General features: G+C 68.3%; 19 protein-coding genes and 2 pseudogenes. 14 read left to right on the plus strand and 7 right to left on the minus strand.

Annotation, left to right across the window (positions count from 1 at the left end):
* Nucleotides 1–10 precede the first annotated feature (10 nt).
* Genes ACTX90_RS06635 through ACTX90_RS06655 form a run of 5 tightly spaced genes read left to right on the plus strand, consistent with a single transcriptional unit; the run spans nucleotide 11 to nucleotide 5424 of the window.
* The gene (locus ACTX90_RS06635; protein WP_443443555.1) at nucleotides 11–262 is read left to right on the plus strand and encodes a DUF3039 domain-containing protein; all 252 of its coding nucleotides are present in this window, start codon (nucleotides 11–13) and stop codon (nucleotides 260–262) included.
* Between the two features lie 58 nt (nucleotides 263–320).
* On the plus strand, nucleotides 321–2087 hold the full coding sequence (locus ACTX90_RS06640; RefSeq protein WP_047118762.1) for a DEAD/DEAH box helicase: 1767 nt from the start codon (nucleotides 321–323) through the stop codon (nucleotides 2085–2087).
* Nucleotides 2088–2138: 51 nt separating this feature from the next.
* Nucleotides 2139–3830 (plus strand): bifunctional lysylphosphatidylglycerol flippase/synthetase MprF, encoded by a 1692-nt coding sequence (locus ACTX90_RS06645; protein ID WP_443443557.1) that lies wholly within the window; start codon nucleotides 2139–2141, stop codon nucleotides 3828–3830.
* Nucleotides 3830–4705, plus strand: a complete 876-nt coding sequence (locus ACTX90_RS06650) for a DMT family transporter (protein WP_443443559.1) — start codon at nucleotides 3830–3832, stop codon at nucleotides 4703–4705. The genes ACTX90_RS06645 and ACTX90_RS06650 overlap by 1 nt, the downstream gene beginning before the upstream one ends.
* Nucleotides 4702–5424, plus strand: a complete 723-nt coding sequence (locus ACTX90_RS06655) for a DUF998 domain-containing protein (protein ID WP_443443561.1) — start codon at nucleotides 4702–4704, stop codon at nucleotides 5422–5424. The genes ACTX90_RS06650 and ACTX90_RS06655 overlap by 4 nt, the downstream gene beginning before the upstream one ends.
* A 79-nt stretch (nucleotides 5425–5503) precedes the next feature.
* Here ACTX90_RS06655 and ACTX90_RS06660 read toward each other — a convergent pair whose 3' ends face one another.
* Nucleotides 5504–6097: an isochorismatase family protein gene (locus ACTX90_RS06660; protein WP_047118764.1), complete on the minus strand. Its 594-nt coding sequence runs from the start codon at nucleotides 6095–6097 to the stop codon at nucleotides 5504–5506.
* Nucleotides 6098–6186: 89 nt separating this feature from the next.
* Nucleotides 6187–7485 carry a nicotinate phosphoribosyltransferase gene (locus ACTX90_RS06665; RefSeq protein WP_443443562.1) on the minus strand — a complete coding sequence of 433 codons (1299 nt, stop codon included), beginning with the start codon at nucleotides 7483–7485 and terminating at the stop codon, nucleotides 6187–6189.
* A gap of 143 nt (nucleotides 7486–7628) precedes the next feature.
* Here ACTX90_RS06665 and clpS point away from each other — a divergent pair, with 143 nt between their 5' ends.
* The 6 genes and pseudogenes from clpS to ACTX90_RS06695 all read left to right on the plus strand — a co-directional run bounded on the left by clpS (nucleotide 7629) and on the right by ACTX90_RS06695 (nucleotide 11707).
* A complete protein-coding gene (gene clpS / locus ACTX90_RS06670; RefSeq protein WP_047120652.1) occupies nucleotides 7629–7913 on the plus strand; it encodes an ATP-dependent Clp protease adapter ClpS in 285 nt (94 codons plus the stop codon).
* Between the two features lie 2 nt (nucleotides 7914–7915).
* The gene (locus ACTX90_RS06675; RefSeq protein ID WP_443443564.1) at nucleotides 7916–8494 is read left to right on the plus strand and encodes a DUF2017 domain-containing protein; all 579 of its coding nucleotides are present in this window, start codon (nucleotides 7916–7918) and stop codon (nucleotides 8492–8494) included.
* Between the two features lie 5 nt (nucleotides 8495–8499).
* A complete protein-coding gene (gene murI, locus ACTX90_RS06680; RefSeq protein WP_047118767.1) occupies nucleotides 8500–9423 on the plus strand; it encodes a glutamate racemase in 924 nt (307 codons plus the stop codon).
* Nucleotides 9420–10214, plus strand: a pseudogene (locus ACTX90_RS06685) (MBL fold metallo-hydrolase); the annotation flags it as partial. The gene murI and the pseudogene ACTX90_RS06685, both read left to right, overlap by 4 nt.
* Before the next feature lie 201 nt (nucleotides 10215–10415).
* Nucleotides 10416–11030 carry a DUF6308 family protein gene (locus ACTX90_RS06690; RefSeq protein ID WP_443443565.1) on the plus strand — a complete coding sequence of 205 codons (615 nt, stop codon included), beginning with the start codon at nucleotides 10416–10418 and terminating at the stop codon, nucleotides 11028–11030.
* Between the two features lie 227 nt (nucleotides 11031–11257).
* Nucleotides 11258–11707, plus strand: coding sequence for a PACE efflux transporter (locus ACTX90_RS06695; RefSeq protein ID WP_443443566.1), 450 nt, complete (start codon nucleotides 11258–11260; stop codon nucleotides 11705–11707).
* Between the two features lie 100 nt (nucleotides 11708–11807).
* Here ACTX90_RS06695 and ACTX90_RS06700 read toward each other — a convergent pair whose 3' ends face one another.
* From ACTX90_RS06700 to ACTX90_RS06715, 4 genes and pseudogenes are all read right to left on the minus strand, one after another.
* Nucleotides 11808–12044 (minus strand): oxidoreductase C-terminal domain-containing protein, encoded by a 237-nt coding sequence (locus ACTX90_RS06700; RefSeq protein ID WP_443443994.1) that lies wholly within the window; start codon nucleotides 12042–12044, stop codon nucleotides 11808–11810.
* Nucleotides 12045–12191: 147 nt separating this feature from the next.
* Nucleotides 12192–12985: pseudogene (locus tag ACTX90_RS06705) on the minus strand (NAD(P)/FAD-dependent oxidoreductase); the annotation flags it as partial.
* Nucleotides 12982–13704 carry a GTP cyclohydrolase I gene (gene folE, locus ACTX90_RS06710; RefSeq protein ID WP_443443568.1) on the minus strand — a complete coding sequence of 241 codons (723 nt, stop codon included), beginning with the start codon at nucleotides 13702–13704 and terminating at the stop codon, nucleotides 12982–12984. The gene folE and the pseudogene ACTX90_RS06705, both read right to left, overlap by 4 nt.
* Entirely contained in the window at nucleotides 13701–14174 is a 474-nt protein-coding gene (locus tag ACTX90_RS06715; protein ID WP_443443569.1) for a hypothetical protein, read from the minus strand. Before ACTX90_RS06715 ends, folE begins: the two co-directional genes overlap by 4 nt.
* Nucleotides 14175–14264: 90 nt before the next feature.
* On the opposite strand from ACTX90_RS06715, the gene ACTX90_RS06720 reads away from it, so the two are divergent.
* From ACTX90_RS06720 to rdgB, 3 genes are read left to right on the plus strand one after another with little or no spacing between them, the layout of a single operon-like run.
* Complete coding sequence (locus ACTX90_RS06720; protein WP_443443570.1) at nucleotides 14265–14924, plus strand: helix-turn-helix transcriptional regulator; 660 nt, start codon at nucleotides 14265–14267, stop codon at nucleotides 14922–14924.
* A 45-nt stretch (nucleotides 14925–14969) separates the two neighbouring features.
* On the plus strand, nucleotides 14970–15704 hold the full coding sequence (gene rph, locus ACTX90_RS06725; RefSeq protein ID WP_047118770.1) for a ribonuclease PH: 735 nt from the start codon (nucleotides 14970–14972) through the stop codon (nucleotides 15702–15704).
* Complete coding sequence (gene rdgB, locus ACTX90_RS06730; RefSeq protein ID WP_424572170.1) at nucleotides 15701–16336, plus strand: RdgB/HAM1 family non-canonical purine NTP pyrophosphatase; 636 nt, start codon at nucleotides 15701–15703, stop codon at nucleotides 16334–16336. The genes rph and rdgB overlap by 4 nt, the downstream gene beginning before the upstream one ends.
* Nucleotides 16337–16450: 114 nt before the next feature.
* On the opposite strand, the gene ACTX90_RS06735 is transcribed toward rdgB, so the two are convergent.
* Nucleotides 16451–18103, minus strand: a complete 1653-nt coding sequence (locus tag ACTX90_RS06735) for a CotH kinase family protein (RefSeq protein ID WP_443443571.1) — start codon at nucleotides 18101–18103, stop codon at nucleotides 16451–16453.
* Between the last annotated feature and the right edge of the window lie 7 nt (nucleotides 18104–18110).

An 18110-nucleotide genomic window follows, 5' to 3' on the forward strand; every position in this document is an offset into this window, starting at 1 on the left:
ACTGGATGGCATGGTGGAACAGTCTGATGAAACCCGCGGTGGCACGGCCACGATCGAACGCACCGAGACGAGCCAGAGCGTCGAGGCCGGCGATCACGAGCGTTTTGCGCACTATGTGCAGAAGGACAAGATCATGGAGTCGGCGCTGTCCGGCGAGCCGGTGATCGCCCTGTGCGGCAAGGTCTGGACCCCTGGCCGCGACCCGAAGAAGTTCCCGGTATGCCCGGAGTGCAAGGAAATCTACGAATCCTTGATGGGGTAGTGCGGCGTTTCAAGCACGCACTTCCTACAACTTCTGCACGCGGCCGGGAAAAGGGTAAATGACGCAGGCACTTTTTGACTTTGGTGACAAGCTTCCTCTGGAAGACAAGCTACCGGTAGCGTATCCGGAGCGAGCGGCCTGGGGCACCGGGCCGAAGCTCCGCGCCTGGCAGGCCGAGGCGCTGGCCAAATACTTCGAGGCGGAGCCCAAGGACTACATGGCCGTGGCGACCCCCGGAGCGGGCAAAACCACGTTCGCGCTGCGCTTGGCCAAGGTGCTGATCGACTCCGGCAAGATCAACCGAATGATCGTCGTCGCGCCTACCGACCACCTGAAGAAGCAGTGGGCGGACGCGGCGGCGCGCGTGGGCATCGCGCTGGATCCGAACTACAAGAATTCCGACGGGCGCCACGGCTCGCACTACATGGGCGTCGTCGTGACCTACGCCCAGGTGGCGCTCAAGCCCGCGGTGCACCGCGCGAAAACCGAGAACGCGCGCACCCTGGTGATCATGGACGAGGTCCACCACGCAGGCGACGCACTCAGCTGGGGCGATGGCATCCGCGAGGCCTTCGAGCCCGCCGCCCGGCGCCTGGCGCTGACCGGCACCCCGTTCCGTTCCGACGCGGCCCCGATTCCCTTTGTGCAGTACGTCGACGAGGGCGACGGCATCCGCCGCTCCAAGGCCGACTACACCTACGGCTACGGCAGCGCGCTGGCGGACCACGTCGTGCGCCCGGTGCTGTTCATGGCCTATTCGGGCAACATGCGCTGGCGCACCGCCGGCGGGGAGGAGATGGAGGCTAACCTCGGCGAGGGCTTCACCAAGGACGTCACCGCGCACGCCTGGCGCACCGCGCTTGACCCGCACGGCGACTGGATCCCCTCGGTGCTGCAGGCGGCCGACCGCCGCCTGTCCGAGGTGCGCCGCACCGTGAAGGACGCCGGTGGCCTGGTGATCGCCACCGACCACGAGGATGCGCGCGGCTACGCGGCCCAGCTGGAGGCGATCTGCGGGGAGAAGGTCACTACGATCCTCTCCGACGACCCGAAGGCCTCGGAAAAGATCGACGAATTCTCCGCGTCCGATTCGCGCTGGATGGTCGCCGTGCGCATGGTCTCCGAAGGCGTCGACGTGCCCCGGCTGTGCGTGGGCGTGTACGCCACCTCCACCTCCACCCCGCTGTTCTTCGCGCAGGCCGTGGGCCGCTTCGTGCGAAGCCGCAAGCGCGGCGAAGTCGCCAGCGTGTTCCTGCCCTCCGTGCCGGTGCTCATGGCGCTGGCCAACGAGATGGAGGTCGAGCGCGACCACGCGCTGGATCGCGAGGGCGACAAGGTCGAGGACGGCCTGGACGATGCGCTGCTGGAAGAAGCCAACAAGGAGGACAAGGCCAGCGACGAGCTGACGCGCAACAAGTTCGAGGCGCTGAACTCGCAAGCCTCCTTCGACCGCGTCTTGTTCGACGGCGGCGAGTTCGGCACCGGCGCCGACATCGGCAGCGACGAGGAGCTGGGCTTCTTGGGCATCCCCGGGCTGCTGGACACCGAGCAGGTCTCCGAGCTGTTGCGCGCGCAGCAGAACAAGCAGATCAGCCGCGGCGCCTCCAAGCCCGCCCCGGTCTCCGACCACCGCCGGATGATGGACCTGCGCACCAAGCTGTCCAAGAACGTGTCGGCCTGGTCCGCGCGCACCGGAACCCCGCACGCGCAGATCCACACCAAGCTGCGCACCGTGTGCGGCGGGCCGGCCGTGCCGCAGGCCACGGCCGAGCAGCTGCAGGCCCGGCTGGACAAGCTCTCCGACTGGTTCGTCGGCCGCAAATAAGCCGCCGGAACCGGGCGCACGCCGCCCGGCTTAAGTGGCATACTTCCTGCTATGACCAGCAGGAATCCTTCCATCGCCGTCCGGGTGCAGCGGCGCGACCGCTCCCGGGCGGCGTCCGCGTACCTGGGCATCGGACTCGGGCTGCTCAGCCTGCTCTCCGCGCTGCTGCGCCCGCTGCACTCGTGGCTGCACGGGCCGCTGGCGGTGCTGCCCGAATTCCTCATCCAGGTCTCCGCGATCTACGTGGTGTTCGGCTCCTTCGGCCTGTTCGTCCTCGCGCGCTACCTGCGCTCGGGCAACCGGGTGGCCTGGGCCGGATCGGTGCTGCTGCTGGCGCTGATCGCGGTGCTGCACGCGGGCAAGCGCGCTGACTGGCCGCTGGCGGCGCTCTGCGCGGCGGCCGCGCTCTGGCTGGGGCTGCAATACCGCGCCTTCCCAGTCTGGCCCGGGCGGCTGGCCTTGAAGCGCGCGCTGCTGGTGGCCGGGGCGGCGCTGGCGCTGGCGAGCCTGCTGGTCGGCGCGCTGGTGCTGCGCCTGGCCCTGGCCACCGACCAGGACCTGGGCTCCGGCGTCCGGCAGTTCGCCGCGGTGCTGGACGCCGAACTGCATGAACACCACCTGGCGCTGAGCTTCGCGCTGGTCGCCGCGGTGCTGCTGGGCCTGGCCGGACTGCTGTGGTGGTACCAGTACACCGGCTCGCACACCGCCCCCGCCGATGCCGCCGCGCACCTGGCCGACCGCGAACGGGCACGGGAGATCGTCGCCCGCCACGGCGGCGGCACCCTTGACTATTTCGCGCTGCGCGACGACAAGCGCTGGTTCTTCCTCGGGCAGAGCGTGATCGCCTACGCGGTGCGCGGCTCGGTCTGCCTGGTCTCCCCGGATCCCATCGGGCCGGCCGCCGAGCGCGGGGAAACCTGGGCCGAATTCATGGTGTTCGCCGAGCAGCGCGGCTGGTCAGTCAGCGTGCTGGGCGCCGCGGAAAACTGGCTGGAGACCTACGAGCGCTCGGGCCTGCGCACGGTGTACCTGGGCGACGAGGCGATCGTGGACAGCGCAAGCTTCAGCTTGGCGGGCAAGAAATCCAAGTCGCTGCGCCAATCCCACGCCCGGCTGCTGCGCGCGGGCTACCGCGTCGAGCACGTGGACCCGCTGCGGCTGGATCCGGCGGTGCGCGCCCGGCTGGCCGACCTGGCCGGCGAGAGCCGGCGCGGGGAGGCTGAGCGCGGCTTCTCCATGACGCTCTCGCGCCTGTTCGACCCGGCGGACACCGGCCTGCTGCTGTCCATCGCCTACGACGGGGCCGGCACCCCGCAGGCGTTCATCCAGTGGGTGCCGGCCCCCGCGCTGCGCGGCTGGTCGCTGGATGTGATGCGGCGCAGCACCTCCGGGCAGCTGCCCGGCGGCCTGATGGACTTGTTGATCATCGAGATGCTCGGCAAGCTGGCGGGCGAGGGTGGCGGCGAGCTGGGGCTGAACTTCGCGGTGCTGCGCGAGGCGGTGGCCGGCGGGCAACAGGCAGCCGGCGGCTGGTTCGAACGCCTGGTCGCCAAGCAGGCTTCCAAGCACGCCCAGGTGGAGTCGCTGTACCGCTTCAATACGAAGTACGATCCGCGCTGGCAGCCACGCTACGCCGCGGTGGGCACCGTGGATTTGTGGCTCTCCCAGGGCCTGCGCATGGCCCAGGCCGAGGGGCTGGCCGAGCTGCCGGCGCTGCCCAGGCTGCGTCCGGAGCGTGCCTGATGCTGCCGGGGCTCACCGCGGCGCTGGCCGCCAGCATCGGCTACGGCACCGCCTCGGTGCTGGAAGCCGTGGCGGCGCGCCGGGTCGGCGGGGCGAAGGTCTACGCCCACCCGCTCTACCTCGCCGGGATCGGCCTGGACCTGTTGGCCTGGCTGTGCTCGCTGCTGGCCCTGCAGCATCTGACCCTGTTCACGGTGCAGGCGTTGCTGGCTGGATCGCTGGTGGTCACCATGCTGCTGGCGCGCTGGGTGTTCGCCAGCGAGCTGAGCCGCGCGCAGCTTCTCGCCATGGGCCTGCTGATCGCAGGGCTGGCGGTGCTCGCCCTGTCCACCGGAACCCAGCCAGCGCAGCCCGCCGCCCAGCCGCTGGTCTGGACGCTGGCCGGAGCGCTGCCGGTGCTCGCTGCGGCTCTGGCAGTGCTCTACCGGAAGCGGGCGCCGATGCCGACCGCGGTACTCGCCGGGCTGGCCGCCTCCGGCGCTGCGCTGGGCGCCCGCGGGCTGGTGCTGGACGGCGGGGTGATCCAGCTGCTGCGCGAGCCGATGCTCTGGCTGGTGCTCGGCTTCGGGGTGGTGGCGATGGCCGGCTACACCCGGGCGCTGGAATTCGGCCACGTGGGACCGGCGAGCGCGGTGTTCACCGTGATCGAGGTGGTGGTGCCGGGCATTGCAGGCATGCTGCTGCTGGGCGATGCGGCCCGCGAGGGCTGGGAGCTGGCCAAGTACGGCGCCATCGCGTTGAGCCTTGGATCCTGCCTGTGGCTGACCCTGGGCAGCCCGGGCGCAGGACTGCCGGCCGAGCCGGCGCTGAAGGCGGGCGGCTCCGAGAGGGAGCACGACGCAGCGGAGCACGGCGAAGGGAGCGCAGGAGAATGAACGAAATCCAAGACCCTGGCGGGGGCGCGGAACTGCGGCGTGCGAGGATCCGGGCGGCGGCGCTGGGCGCGGGCGCCGCGGCCTACTCGCTGGGCATCCTGGGGGAGGCGGTGCTTGGCTGGCCGCTGGATCCGCGCACCGCCATGCTCTCCGAGCTCGCGGCCCGGGACCGCTGGCATCGGGGGCTCTTCCAATGGACCGATATGGCCTCGGCCGGGTGCTACCTGGTGGCGGCCTGCGCCTCTCGGCCGGGGGACTCGGCTCCGCCCGGGCTGCTGAGCGCGTCGCTGGCCGCCTTCGGGGCCGCGACCATCGGCGATGCGCTCAGCCCGCTGGACTACCCGGTGTCCTTCGACGATCCAGGATCCCCGCGGCGCGCCGAGCGCCCGGAAGGCTCCGGAACCAGCGCCAGCCACGGGCGCCACTATGTAACCACGGCGCTGGCCTCGGCCGCTTCGATGGGGCTGGTGGCGAGCTACTGGCGGGAGTTCGGCCGGCAGCCAGGGGCCTCGGCGCGCCGCCGGCTGGCGGCTCCCGCGGTGCTGGGCCTGCTGGCGGCCAGCGCGGCGAGCCTGGCTTCCCCGAAGCTGCACCCGGGCACCGTGCAGCGCCTCTACACCCTGGGATTCAGCGCGCTGTGCGTGGACTTCGCCCGCCGGGACCTTGCCCGCAGCAATCCGGCCAGCAGCGGCCCGGCCCACGCCGTCGCACCGCGCTAGGCGGTACCAGTCAGCGCAACGCAACAGTCCGCCGCCGGAAAACCGGCGGCGGACTGCCGCAGGAGCGTGGAGGGGAAAGCTAGCCCAGGGTTAGCACCGTGACCCCGGCGGCGCGCAGCTGGTCGTTCACCGCCGGCATGTTCTCCGGGGAAACCGCGGCGGTCAGCGGGGCGAGCACGGTGGTGGCGAAGCCCGCCGCGGCCGCGTCCAGGGCGGTGGCGCGCACACAGTGGTCGGCGGCCAGGCCCACCACGTCCACGGCGGTGATGCCGCGTTCGGTGAGCCAGTCGCCCAGCAGCGCACCGGACTCGTCGGCGGGGTCGGCGGCCGGGTCGAGCCGGCGCGCCTCGAAGCCCGAGTAGGCGGCGGCGAAGCGGCCCTTGGCGAAATGCGCGTCGACCTGGAGCCCGGCGATCTGCGGGTGCAGGGCCGCCCCGTCGCTCCCTGCCACGCAGTGCACCGGCCAGGAGTCGATGAAGTCCGGCTCCTGCGAGAAGTGCGCCCCGGGATCGATGTGCCAGTCCTGGGTGGTGGCGATCGCGGCGTAGCTTGCGCGGCGCGAGCGCACGTCGCCGGCGATGCCCGCGGCGACCAGGTTGCCCCCGGCCACGGCCAGCGCACCTCCTTCGCAGAAGTCCGGTTGCACGTCGATGATCAGCAGGGCGCGGTTCATGGCAGCCTCCTTGGGGCGTGGCGGTATAACGCTCGGGTGGATGGATCTTAACGCCCGCCGCTGTGCGCGTGGTGGGCGTCGGGTGCGGGTTAGCTGCGCACCATGACGGTGGGGATGACCGGTTCGCCGCGCTGCAGCTTGCGGGCCTCGCCGGGCATTTCCTGGATCGAGGCGCGGTGCCGCGCGGCGGCCTTGGCCACGCCCTGCGCGCCGATGAACGAAGCATCGATCTCGCCGTTGACCACCAGCGGGACCATCAGGTCGCGCTCGGGTCCGCCGGTGGTGTACTCGGAGGTGGAGACGACCTCGGCGACGGCGCGGCCGCGCTCGTTCAGCTCGCGCACCGCGTACTTGCGTCCGCCCACGCTGGCCTTGTTCGCGGCGGCCTTGGCCACCGGGATCCAGTCGCCGGCGTCGTTCTGCCGGGAGACCAGCTTGTAGACCATGGAGGCGGTCGGGTGGCCGGAACCGGTGACCAGGGCGGTGCCCACGCCGTAGGAGTCCACCGGGGCGCTGGCCAGCGCGGCGATGGCGTATTCGTCCAGGTCCGAGGTGACGGTGATCTTGGTGTTCCAGTTGCCCAGATCGTCCAGCAGGGCGCGCACCCAGCCGGCCTGCTGGACCAGGTCTCCAGAGTCCAGGCGCACGCCGCCCAGCTCGGGACCGGCCACCTCCACCGCGGTGCGCACGCCGGTTTCCACGTCGTAGGTGTCCACCAGCAGGATGGTGTCGCGGCCCAGCGAGGCGACCTGCGCTTCGAAAGCCGCGCGCTCGGTGTCGTGCAGCAGGGTGAAAGAGTGCGCGGAGGTACCCACGGTCTTCAAGCCGTAGCGGGCCCCGGCCTCCAGATTGGAGGTGGAGTCGAAGCCGGCGATGATCGCGGCGCGGGCCGCGGCGACCGCGGATTCCTCGTGGGTGCGGCGCGAGCCCATCTCGATGCACGGGCGGTTCGCGGCGGAGGCGATCATGCGCGAGGCGGCGGAGGCGATGGCCGAGTCGTGGTTCATCACCGAGAGCAGGTAGGTCTCGATCACGCAGGCTTCGGCAAAGGTGGACTCGACCATGAGCAGCGGCGAGTTCGGGAAGTACAGCTCGCCCTCGGCATAGCCGGTGATGGTGCCGGTGAAGGTGAAGTTCTCCAGGTACTTCAGGGTCTCGGCATTCACGACCTTGTTGTCCGAGAGGAACTTCAACTCGTCATCGCCGAAGTGGAAGTCGGCCAGTCCTTCGAGCAGGCGGCCGGTGCCGCCGACCACGCCGTAGCGCCGTCCCTCGGGCAGCCGGCGCGAGAAGGCTTCAAACACGCTCGGGCGGTGCGCCGCGCCGGAGGCCAGGGCGGCCTGCAGCATGGTCAGCTCGTAGTGGTCGGTGAAGAGGCTGGTGCGCATGAACGCTCCTGAATCGTGTGTGTGCTCTGGACTCTGCCGCCTCCCAGGAGGCGAACCAGCTTTTACTGTATAACGGCTGACCGCATTGCCGTGATTCGGGGCGGACGGCGCCGCGCTCAGGAAGCGGGCGTAAAATGGTTGGCATGACCGCAATGCCCGATGTACTTTCCTCCCCTGAGATCCGGGAATCCACCGAGAAGGCCTGGCGCCTGATCGTGTGGAACGACCCCGTCAACCTGATGAGCTACGTGTCCTACGTGTTCCGCTCGTACTTCGGTTTCAGCCCGGAAAAAGCCGACAAGCTGATGCTCCAGGTGCATCACGACGGCTTCTGCACCGTGCGCAGCGGCGCGCGCGAGGCGATCGAGTCCGACGTGCACGCCATGCACGGATTCGGACTGCAGGCCACCATGACCCAGGAGGCCTAGGCGTGGCGAAAGCCTTCAAGTACGGCTCGCGGGGCATCTCCGGCTCGCTGCATTCGGCCGAGCGCAAGCTGCTGCGCGACCTCTTTTCCGACATCATCCACATGCTCGAAGAGCGCGCCGAGATGCACCGCCTGCCCGAGGACATCGATCCTCTGTACGCGCTGACCGGCATGCGCCCGGCGGACTTGAAGCTGCCGCCGATCAGCGACCTGGCGCTGGCCCGGCTGCTGCCCGACGCGAGCGATGACCCGCAGGTTGCCGAGGAGCACCGCCGGCTGACCGAATCGGATCTGATCGGTGAGAAGATCGGCCGGCTGCGCGAGGCGCAATTCCTGCTGGAAACCGACAAGATCGTGCTCGACCCGGCCGGGGCCCGGCGTTTCGCCCAGGCGCTGAACGACGTGCGCCTGGTGCTCTCCGAGCGGCTGGAAATCCGCAGCGAGGCGGACTCCGAGCGCATCTCGCAGATTAACGACGCCAAGGACGTGACCACCCCGGAGGAATACCTGGGCCTGGTCTACAACCTGGTTTCCTGGGTGCAGGACACCTTGATGCACGCGCTGATGAATGCGGAGTACTAGCACACGTGAACTCATTTTTCGCCACCGGACAGGTTTCCGCACCGGACGCCGACACCCCCATCGGCATCTTCGACTCGGGCGTGGGCGGGCTGACCGTCGCGCGCGCCATCATCGACCAGCTGCCCGGGGAGTCGCTGATCTACGTCGGGGACACCAAGAACTCTCCCTACGGCCCGCTGCCCATCGCCCAGGTGCGCGCGAACGCGCTGGGCGTGATGGACGAACTGGTGGACGCCGGGGTGAAGCTGCTGGTCATCGCCTGCAACTCGGCCTCCGCCGCGGTGCTGCGCGACGCCCGTGAACGCTACACCGCCCGCTACGGCATCCCCGTGGTCGAGGTCATCCAGCCGGCCGTGCGCCGCGCGGTGGCAGGCACCAAGAACGGCAAGATCGGCATCATCGGCACCCAGGCCACCGTGGGCTCGCGCGCCTACGAGGACGCCTTCGCCGCCGCCCCGAACCTGGAAGTGACCTCCGTGGCGTGCCCGCGGTTCGTGGAGTTCGTCGAATCCGGCATCACCGCCGGACCGGAGCTGCTGGGCATCGCCGAGGAGTACCTGGCCCCGCTGCAGGCCAAGGGCGTGGACACGCTGATCCTGGGCTGCACCCACTACCCGCTGCTCACCGGCGTGATCTCCTACGTGATGGGGGATTCGGTGACCTTGGTGTCCTCCGCGGAGGAGACCGCCAAGGACGCGTTCAGGGCGCTGACCAAGCATTCCCTGGTCCGCGAGGACGGGGCGACGGCGCGTCACGAATTCCTTGCGACGGGCAACGCTGATAGCTTTGGGGTACTGGCACGCCGCTTCCTCGGCCCCGAGGTATTGCAGGTGCGCCATGTGGACCATGTGGCCGCCCACTATCCGACCGGAGCCATCGCGCGGATTACCCCGCAGATGATCGCCGCGTCGAAAGCGAGAACCGAATGAAGTTGACCATCATTGGATGCACCGGGTCGTTCCCGGGGCCGGGCTCTCCCGCGTCCTGCTACCTGGTGTCGGCCTTTGATGGCACGCGCGACTGGAAGATCCTGCTGGATCTGGGCTCCGGCGCGCTCGGCGTCCTGCAGCGCTACACCGATCTGAAGGACATCGACGGGATCATGATCTCGCACCTTCATCCGGATCACTGCATGGACTTGTGCGGCCTGCACGTGGCGATCCGCTGGGATCCCACCGGCTGGGGCCGCGAGAAGATGCTGGTGCACGGCCCGGCCGACACGGCCAACCGCATCGAGACCGCCTACGGGCTGCCCGAGGGCGACACCATGCACCAGGACTACAACTTCCAGGTCTGGGAGCCGCTGACGCCGGTGCACCTTGGACCGTTCACGATCACCCCGTACCCGGTGCGCCACCCGATCGAGGAGGCCTACGCCCTGCGCGTGGAGGCCCGCGAACCGACCCCCGAGGGCGAGATCATGACCAGCGTGCTTACCTACTCGGGCGACACCGACACCTGCCAGGGCCTGGTCGATGCAGCCCACAAGGCGGACATGTTCCTGTGCGAGGCAGCCTTCGAGGAAGGCCGCGACGACGCGATCGACGGCGTGCACCTGACTGGCAAGCGCGCCGGCGAAATGGCGACCGCCGCGCAGGCCGAACGCATGCTGCTGACCCACATCCCGGTGTGGACCGACATCAACAAGGTGGTCGAAGAGGCTCGGGAAACCTACGACCGCGGCATCGCCGTGGCGGTTTCCGGTGTCACCTACGGCGTGTACTCGGGCAGCCTGAAGGACGGCAAGGATCCGGAGCTGTTCAAGGGCGACCGCGGCACCGACTACATCGTCTCGGAAACCGGTACGCTGCCGGTGGTCAAGTACGAGAAGACCCGCAAGTTCCCGCTGCTCAAGCGCAAGAAGTAGCAATCCAGATCCGGCGCTGGCCACCAGCGCCCCCACAGAAAGCGGTATTCGGCCGTGCCTTCACGTAGCCTCGCGGAATTGCGGGAGACAGCGAAAGAGACGCTGGAAAAATACACGTCGACAAGCAACTGGTATGCGTTTAATACCTATGATGTTCTCGGCAATCCGTCGGAGCCGCTGTCCCCGGCTGATGTGCTCATGGCGAATCTCCTGAGCCTGAAGCTCAGCGCCCCTGAAGTTATTCCGCTCTTTACCGAGGGGCTCGAGGATGCGCAAAAGCTGCGGGCGGCGCTGGACCACGCGCTTGAAACGTTCAAGGATGCGCCAGCATTTGAAAGCTTCAGCGACATTGAATCCCTGGAAGCATGTGTCGCTCCTCTCGCGGCAGCCAATACCGCATCAATCGCAATGCCGAAGTGGACCGCGGTTACCGTCTCCAAGGTCCTTCACCGTCGCGCGCCCCAGATTGTCCCGATTATCGACTCGCGTGTTCGGAAGTTCTACGGTGTCACTTCGCCCGCTAAGGTACGCCGTGCTCTATGGCATGACCTTCGCAATGAAATTGATTGGCTGGCTCCGCTTGCAGCAGCGCAGGAGACACCGGATGGCCGCGCTATGTCAGTATTGCGCCTGGCTGACATCCTGATCTGGATGGCCGAAACAAAATAGTCATCGTGAACAAGGCCCGGAACCGGTATCACCGGTTTCGGGCCTGATGAGTTAATGCGCAGGTGGTGAGCTTGATTACCAGTTAATGCCCCGGTGTTTCCTTGGTGCTAGCGTTAAATCAGCAGGGCCGGCAGGATTACCGCCGCCTTGCCGGTTTATTCACTGACCATGGACGCGAAACCTCATCGAGGACTTCCTGTGGCATCAACGTATTGAGAGAGATTTTCGTGTCCGCCACGCTTCGCCGGGTTGTTTACGTCGTCAGCTATGAGCTCATCGCCATTGTCGCGACCACCTTCGGCCTTTCGCTTCTCGGGTTTTCCGGATCGCATTCATCCACCGTCGCAGTCGTTTTCTCGGCGGTCGCGCTGATCTGGAACTACCTCTTCAACATGATGTTCGACGCGTGGGAGCAGCGGCAGGACAACACCCAGCGCACGCTGCGCCGCCGCATTGCCCACGCGCTGGGCTTCGAGGGCGGACTGGTGGTCATCCTGGTCCCCATCCTCGCGCTCATCCTCGGCGTCACGATTCTTGAGGCGCTGATGCTGGAAGCAGGCCTGCTGGTCTTCTTCCTGATCTACACCTTCGTTTTCGCCTGGGTCTTCGACAAGATCGTCCCGCGCGCCAAGCAGAAGGCAGCCGCGCCGTCCACGGAGCACTGCGCGAGCATGTAGCCGCTGGCTGCCGGCCAAGGCAATCGGCCATCCGGGACTTCCCAGAAGGGAGGTTCCGGATGGCCGACTGCTTTAACCAGATGGTGCCTGAACGGATCTCCTAGAACAGATCGCCCAAGTGAACTGACGGATCGGAGAGCTTGGCCGGATCAACGCCCTTCCGGGACAGGATCAGTGCCTTGAAGTCGTCCATGACATCCCAGATGTTCACATTCATGCAGGCGAGCACCTGGTTCCGGGCATTGACCCAGAACGCCATGAATTCGCGCACTGATGGATCCCCGCGCACGATGATGCGGTCGTAGGATCCGTGGGGCGCGTACCCGATGTACTCCATCCCCAGGTCGTACTGGTCGCTGAAGAAATAGGGCAGCTCCGTATACTCGGTGCGTGTGCCGGTGATGCTCGCCGCCACGGCGGCCGGCTGGTTCAGCGCGGTGGCCCAGTGCTCCACGCGCACCCGGCGTTCGAGGACCGGATGGTTGTGGTTCGCGATGTCGCCCACCGCGTAGATGTCCGGATTGCTGCTCTGCAGCGCGGAATCCACCAGCACGCCGTTCTTGGTTTTCAGCCCGGCGGCCTGCGCCAGCTCGATCTGCGGGGCGACGCCGATGCCGATGACCACCGCATCGGCCGGCACCACCTCGCCGTCACGCTGCAGCGCAGGTTGACCCCGTGGTCGGTGTGCAGCTTGGCGAAGTGCGGGGAGATCTCCGGGCCGAGCACCGCCAGCAGCGGCTGCGCGGCTCCCTCCAGGATGGTCACCTCGGTTCCTGCCAGTTGCGCTGCGGCGGCGACCTCGAGTCCGATCCAGCCGCCGCCGATGAGCACCAGCCGCCGGCCGGGCCCGAAGTGCTCGCGGATCGCGGTGGAGTCCTCGACGGTGCGCAGGTAGTAGACGTTCTGAGCGTCGGTGCCGGGCAGCGGCAGGCGGCGCGGGACGGAGCCGGTGGCGAGGATCAGGGTGTCCCAGTCCACTGTGTCCCCGGCCGAGGTCCGCAGCTTCTTGTCCACCGGGTCGAGCGCCACGACGCTGGTTGCCTGCCGGACATTGACGTGGTTGACCGCGTACCACTGCTTGGGGTGCACCAGCGCCTGGTCGAACTCAGACTTGCCCTGCAGGTAGTCCTTGGAAAACGGCGGGCGCTCGTAGGGCAGGTGGTCCTCGCCGGCGAAGATCGTGACCGGCCCCGCGTAGCCCTGCAGCCGCAGGTGCTCTGCGCTCTTTGCCGCGGCCAACCCGCCGCCGACGATCACCACATGTCCATCGGTGCTCATTGGATGTTCCTTTCACTAGGCGTGCAGTCCGGGCAAAGCGCTGTCGAGCCGGAATCTCGGCTGTTCATCAGGCCGGAGAAGGACAGGAATTCCTGCCGTGCGCCGGCGTTGTCCCGCAGGTGCCCGAGCAGGGCGGAGGTCACCGTGCTGGTGCCCGGGATGTTGGCCCCGCGCAGGCTCATGCACGAATGCTCGGCGGAAATCACCACTCCGACCGCCCGCGGGCTCAGCACCTTGCGCAGCCAATCGGCGATCTGCTGGGTCAGCCGTTCCTGGGTCTGCGGACGGCAGGCGAAGTGCTCGACGATGCGCGCCAGCTTCGACAGGCCCACGCTGCGCTCGCCGGGCAGGTAGCCCACGCCGGCCCGCCCGGTGAAGGGGAGCAGGTGGTGCTCGCACACCGAGCGAACCGGAATATCGCGCAGCACCACCAGCTGGTCGTAGTGCTCCTCGTTGGGGAATGTCGTGAAGGAGAAGTCGCGCGGGGTCAGCATCTGCGCCCAGGCTTGCGCCATGCGGGCGGGGGTGCGCTGCAGATGCACCGCGCCCAGGTCCATGCCCAGTGCACGCAGGAATTCGCCGGCGGCGTGTTCGGCCGCCGCGAGGTCCATTTCCCCGGCCTGCTGAGGAGACAGCACCCGGGCGGGCAGGCCGGGAGCCTGCCCGTCAAGTTCCTCCACCTCGGCCAAGGCCTCGCCGAGTTGGTCGAGAGGATTCATGAGGTGCGTGCCTTCCGCTGGCGCGCACCGAAGGGCGGATCGAATTCCGCGGCGAGGCGGGAGAGCGCCAGCGCCGCGATGAGCAGCCCGACATCGCGCAGGGCGACATCCAGCACGCCGCCGAGCAGCAACAGGTTCACGATGATGCCAAGCAGCCAGAGGGCAACGATGTAGCTGGCATAGCGCGGCTTGATCGCGATCGCGATGCCTGCGATGATCTCCACCGCCCCGACCAGGTACATCGCCGTGGCCGCCGAGAACGGCAGCAGCGAGAGAACCCACGGGGCCAGGTAGTCCGGCCAGTAGGTCATGACGTTGAAGAACTTGTCCACGCCCATCAGCAGCGGCAGGAGGACAAAACCGATGCGCAAGATCCAGAACGCACCGAACGACGGATCACTGAAGATCCGTGCACCAAAAGTTGCCGGGGCCAGGGACGCAGGGAGACGCCCGCTGTAGGCAGCATTCATGATCACCACCCTCTAAAACTAATGTATGTGCATCTTAGAATTCTCCGCTTAACCCTATTTGTCAAGATCTATTGTTGATAGAATTCGGTCATGTCGAAGATGCAGAAACCCATGACCCAGCAAATGCTCAAAACGCTGACGGATCCGGTGCGCCGCCGCCTCTTCGACTACGTCCTTTCCCGCAGCGAGCCGGTTAGCCGGGACGAGGCGGCGGCCGCGGCCGGGATCAGCCGCACGCTGGCCGCCTACCACCTGGACAACCTGAGCGAGGCCGGGCTGCTCGCGACCACCTATGCCCGGCTGCAGGGGAAAACCGGGCCCGGCGCCGGCCGTCCGGCCAAGCTCTACGAGCCTGCGCAGCAGGAGATCTCGCTGACCGTGCCGCCGCGCAACTACCGGCTGCTCGGAAGCCTGCTGGCCACCGCTGCCGCGAGCGATAGCAGCGGCGTCGTGATGGGTGCGCTGCTGGCCGCCGCGCGCAGCGAGGGGATCGAGCTGGGGGAGTCGGGCGAGGACTTGATGCAGCTGCTGCGCGAGCTGGGCTACGAGCCGGTGCAGGAGGAGAACGGCGACATCACCATGGCCAACTGCCCCTTCCACCTGGTGGCCCAGCACCAGACCCAGATGGTCTGCTCGATGAACCAGGAGCTGATCTCCGGGGTGCTCGCCGGATGCCGCTGCGATGCGCGGCGCGCCGAGCTCAGCCCCGCCGAGGGGCGCTGCTGTGTGGTGATCCACCCCGAAGCGTAGGCCCGATGTGCGCGGCGGAGCCCGGCCAGTGGATAGGATGGAAGCATGACTTTACGTGCCGACGGCCGAGGCGCCGCGCAACTTCGAGACATTACCATCACCCGCGGCTGGTCCGCCCAGGCCGAAGGCTCGGCCCTGATCGAATTCGGCAACACGCGCGTGCTGTGCACCGCGTCGTTCACCGAAGGCGTGCCGCGCTGGCTGAAGGGCGAGGGCACCGGCTGGGTCACCGCCGAATACGCCATGCTCCCGCGTGCCACCAACACCCGCAACTCACGCGAATCGGTCAAGGGCAAGCTCTCCGGACGCACCCATGAGATCTCCCGCCTGATCGGCCGCTCGCTGCGCGCCGTGGTGGACACCAAGCAGCTGGGCGAGAACACCATCGTGCTCGACTGCGACGTGCTGCAGGCCGACGGCGGCACCCGCACCGCCGCGATCACCGGCGCCTATGTGGCGCTGGCCGAGGCCATCGAGTGGGCCCGCTCCCAGGGCATCCTGAAGCAGAACGCCAAGGTGCTGACCGACTCGGTCGCCGCCATCTCGGTGGGCATCATCGACGGCACCCCGATGCTTGACCTGCCCTACGAGGAAGACGTGCGCGCGGAGACCGACATGAACGTCGTGGTCACCGGCTCCGGCGACTTCGTCGAGGTGCAGGGCACCGCCGAGGGCGCGCCGTTCAAGCGCGCCGAGCTGGACGCGCTGCTGGACCTCGCCCTGGGCGGCACCAACGAGCTCGCGCAGATCCAGCGGGAGACCCTGCGGGCCGCCCAGTGAGCGCGCCCGTGCTGGTCCTGGCCTCGCACAACGCCGGCAAGCTGCGCGAACTGCGCGAGCTGCTGCGCGGCAAGGTTCCGGGGCTGGACGTCGACACCCAGGTGATCGACGCGGCCGCCGCCGGGGCCAGCGACCCGGTCGAGGACCAGGTCACCTTCGCCGGCAACGCGCTGAAGAAGGCCCGCGAGGTCGCCGCCTCCAGCGGGCTGATCGCGCTGGCCGACGACTCCGGGCTGAGCGTCGACGTGCTGGGCGGCGCCCCGGGCATCTTCTCCGCCCGCTGGTCGGGCGTGCACGGCGACGACGAGGCGAACATCGACCTGCTGCTCGCTCAGCTGGGGGATATCGCCGCAGAGCACCGCGCCGCGCAGTTCGTCTGCGCCGCCGCGCTGGCCACCCCGGCCGGTGCCGAGCACGTGGAACTGGGCACCTCGGCCGGAGTGCTGCGCACCCAGCGCGCCGGATCCCACGGCTTCGGCTACGACCCGATCTTCGAACCCGAGGGCTCCGGCAAGACCATGGCCGAGCACACCCCCGAGGAGAAGAACGCGATCTCGCACCGCGCCCGCGCGTTCGCCGCGCTGCTGCCGGTGATCATCGACGAGGTGACCAAGGCGCTCGCCGCCCGCTAGCAGCCGGCTGCCACATCACAATCCGGCATCCTTCCGCCTCGCAGCGGCGGGATGCCGGATTTTTTCCTGCCCCTGGATGGTTCAGGACTGGCCGGAGTCGGGGTCCGCCGTGTTTTACGTCGCCTCGTCCTGCCGGGAACCGCGCTGCGGAGCCTGCCCCGGAACCAGACCCGGCGCCTGGCCCGCGCCCGAGCCGGTGTCCTTGGTGAAGTAGGCGCTGATCGCTTCCGCCTCCGATGCCACCGTATCCGCGTCGACCAGGTCGCCTGCCTGGCTGGTGAGCAGCGCGCTCCAGGTGTCCAGGATCTGCTGCGCCGCCCCCGAATCGTAGAGCTTCGCGGTCAGTTCGGTTTTCGCCTGTTCGACCTTGGCACTGAAGTCCGTGTTGGCCAGGAACCGGGTGACCAGCGGATTGTCGTTCGCTGCGCGCGGGCGCCCTGCCGGTACATCGCCCTGCCCGTCGCCCTGCGCCCCGGGGTCGGCAGATCCGCCTGCGTCCTGCTGCCCGGGGCGCTGCCCGTCCTGCGGTGACAGGCCGGCGGGCATCTCGCCCTTGGCCAGCTGCTGCAGCACCTGCAGCAAGGTGGTGTCCCCGGTGAGCTTCATGCCTTCGGGCAGGGCCGCGCCCTCGGGCACGATTCCCCGCGTGATCTGCGCCGCCGCCGCCTGCACATCCGCGCCGGCGGGAAGGAAGCGTTCGAGCATCGCGTCGGTCACCGGGCCGCTCCCGCCTGGGCCGTCGGCGCCGCCGCGAGCACCGCCCATGCCACCCATGCCGCCGAAGGACAGGTTCTGGTCCCACGCGACCACGGTCATCGTGCCGCTGGAGGTGTCGTAGCGCAGGAACGAGTTGTTGCCCGGCCCGTCGATGTCATCGGAATTCGCGACCAGGTCCTGCATCGCCAGATAGGTCGCGAACTGGTCGACGTCCAGATGCTCGGCCAGCTGCGCGGCGAAGTCCGCGTCGGAGGAGTTGTTCACGAAGTCCAGGAACTCGGCGATCGGCGTCAGGTCCTCGGCCCCTGACTCCACGCTGAAGGCGCTGTCGTAGTCGCTGCCGCTGGCGCCTCGGTAGGTGTAGTCGCCGCTGGAATCGGCCTTGTAGGTGATGCCTTCACCGGTGAACACCGCCGCGCTGTACAGCTCATCAGAGGGATTGTCGATGACCAGCCGGAGCTGGGCCGCGGAGCCGTTAAGCGTGAACCGGGTGGCCGCCGCCTGCTCGGTGGCCAGCCCCGCCTCGCCGAGCAACGCCAGCGCCACTGCCTCGTTCAGCGAGGTCTGCGAGGTGTTGGTGCGCACCACGAACTGCGTGCGGCCCGCGTAGCTCTGGCCGTCGACGAATTTGTCCAGCCGGATCTGCCAGGGCAGGTCCTGCGGGTCCGAAACGGTGTCCGCCTGGCGCAGCGTGGAATTGCCCTTCAGCCGCAGGCCGGCGTTCTGGAATACGGTGCCGTCGATGGTGACGGTTGCGCTGATCCATTCCTTGGACTGCTCCGACTCATAGGCCTCCAGCGCTGCGGCCACGTCCTGCTCGTCGGCCTCGACGTTGATCTCGTGTACCGAATCGCTGTTGAAGAAGCTCGCGGTCTCGGCGCTGACCTGGGTGTTGACGATGCCGTCGGTGGCCTGGGCGCCGGGGACCGGGCTGCAGCCGGCCAGCGCCATGGCGGCGATGGACAGCGTCGCGGCCATGGTCATCAGGTTGCGGGCGCCGCGCCGGGGACCGTCGGGGGCGGAATGCGTGAATTTGTCGCGGGGATACATGTTCCGT

This window comes from Glutamicibacter soli (assembly GCF_052322135.1).
GTDB lineage: Bacteria > Actinomycetota > Actinomycetes > Actinomycetales > Micrococcaceae > Glutamicibacter > Glutamicibacter soli.

Coding starts and splice junctions, on each gene's coding strand:
- ACTX90_RS06735 (WP_443443571.1), bottom strand. CDS start 18,103: ATGTATCCCCGCGACAAATTCACGCATTCCGCCCCCGACGGTCCCCGG.
- folE (WP_443443568.1), bottom strand. CDS start 13,704: ATGAATCCTCTCGACCAACTCGGCGAGGCCTTGGCCGAGGTGGAGGAA.
- ACTX90_RS06660 (WP_047118764.1), bottom strand. CDS start 6,097: ATGAACCGCGCCCTGCTGATCATCGACGTGCAACCGGACTTCTGCGAA.
- ACTX90_RS06700 (WP_443443994.1), bottom strand. CDS start 12,044: ATGGAGTACATCGGGTACGCGCCCCACGGATCCTACGACCGCATCATC.
- ACTX90_RS06635 (WP_443443555.1), top strand. CDS start 11: ATGGTGGAACAGTCTGATGAAACCCGCGGTGGCACGGCCACGATCGAA.
- ACTX90_RS06715 (WP_443443569.1), bottom strand. CDS start 14,174: ATGAATGCTGCCTACAGCGGGCGTCTCCCTGCGTCCCTGGCCCCGGCA.
- ACTX90_RS06650 (WP_443443559.1), top strand. CDS start 3,830: ATGCTGCCGGGGCTCACCGCGGCGCTGGCCGCCAGCATCGGCTACGGC.
- ACTX90_RS06645 (WP_443443557.1), top strand. CDS start 2,139: ATGACCAGCAGGAATCCTTCCATCGCCGTCCGGGTGCAGCGGCGCGAC.
- clpS (WP_047120652.1), top strand. CDS start 7,629: ATGACCGCAATGCCCGATGTACTTTCCTCCCCTGAGATCCGGGAATCC.
- ACTX90_RS06655 (WP_443443561.1), top strand. CDS start 4,702: ATGAACGAAATCCAAGACCCTGGCGGGGGCGCGGAACTGCGGCGTGCG.
- rph (WP_047118770.1), top strand. CDS start 14,970: ATGACTTTACGTGCCGACGGCCGAGGCGCCGCGCAACTTCGAGACATT.
- ACTX90_RS06665 (WP_443443562.1), bottom strand. CDS start 7,485: ATGCGCACCAGCCTCTTCACCGACCACTACGAGCTGACCATGCTGCAG.
- ACTX90_RS06640 (WP_047118762.1), top strand. CDS start 321: ATGACGCAGGCACTTTTTGACTTTGGTGACAAGCTTCCTCTGGAAGAC.
- ACTX90_RS06720 (WP_443443570.1), top strand. CDS start 14,265: ATGTCGAAGATGCAGAAACCCATGACCCAGCAAATGCTCAAAACGCTG.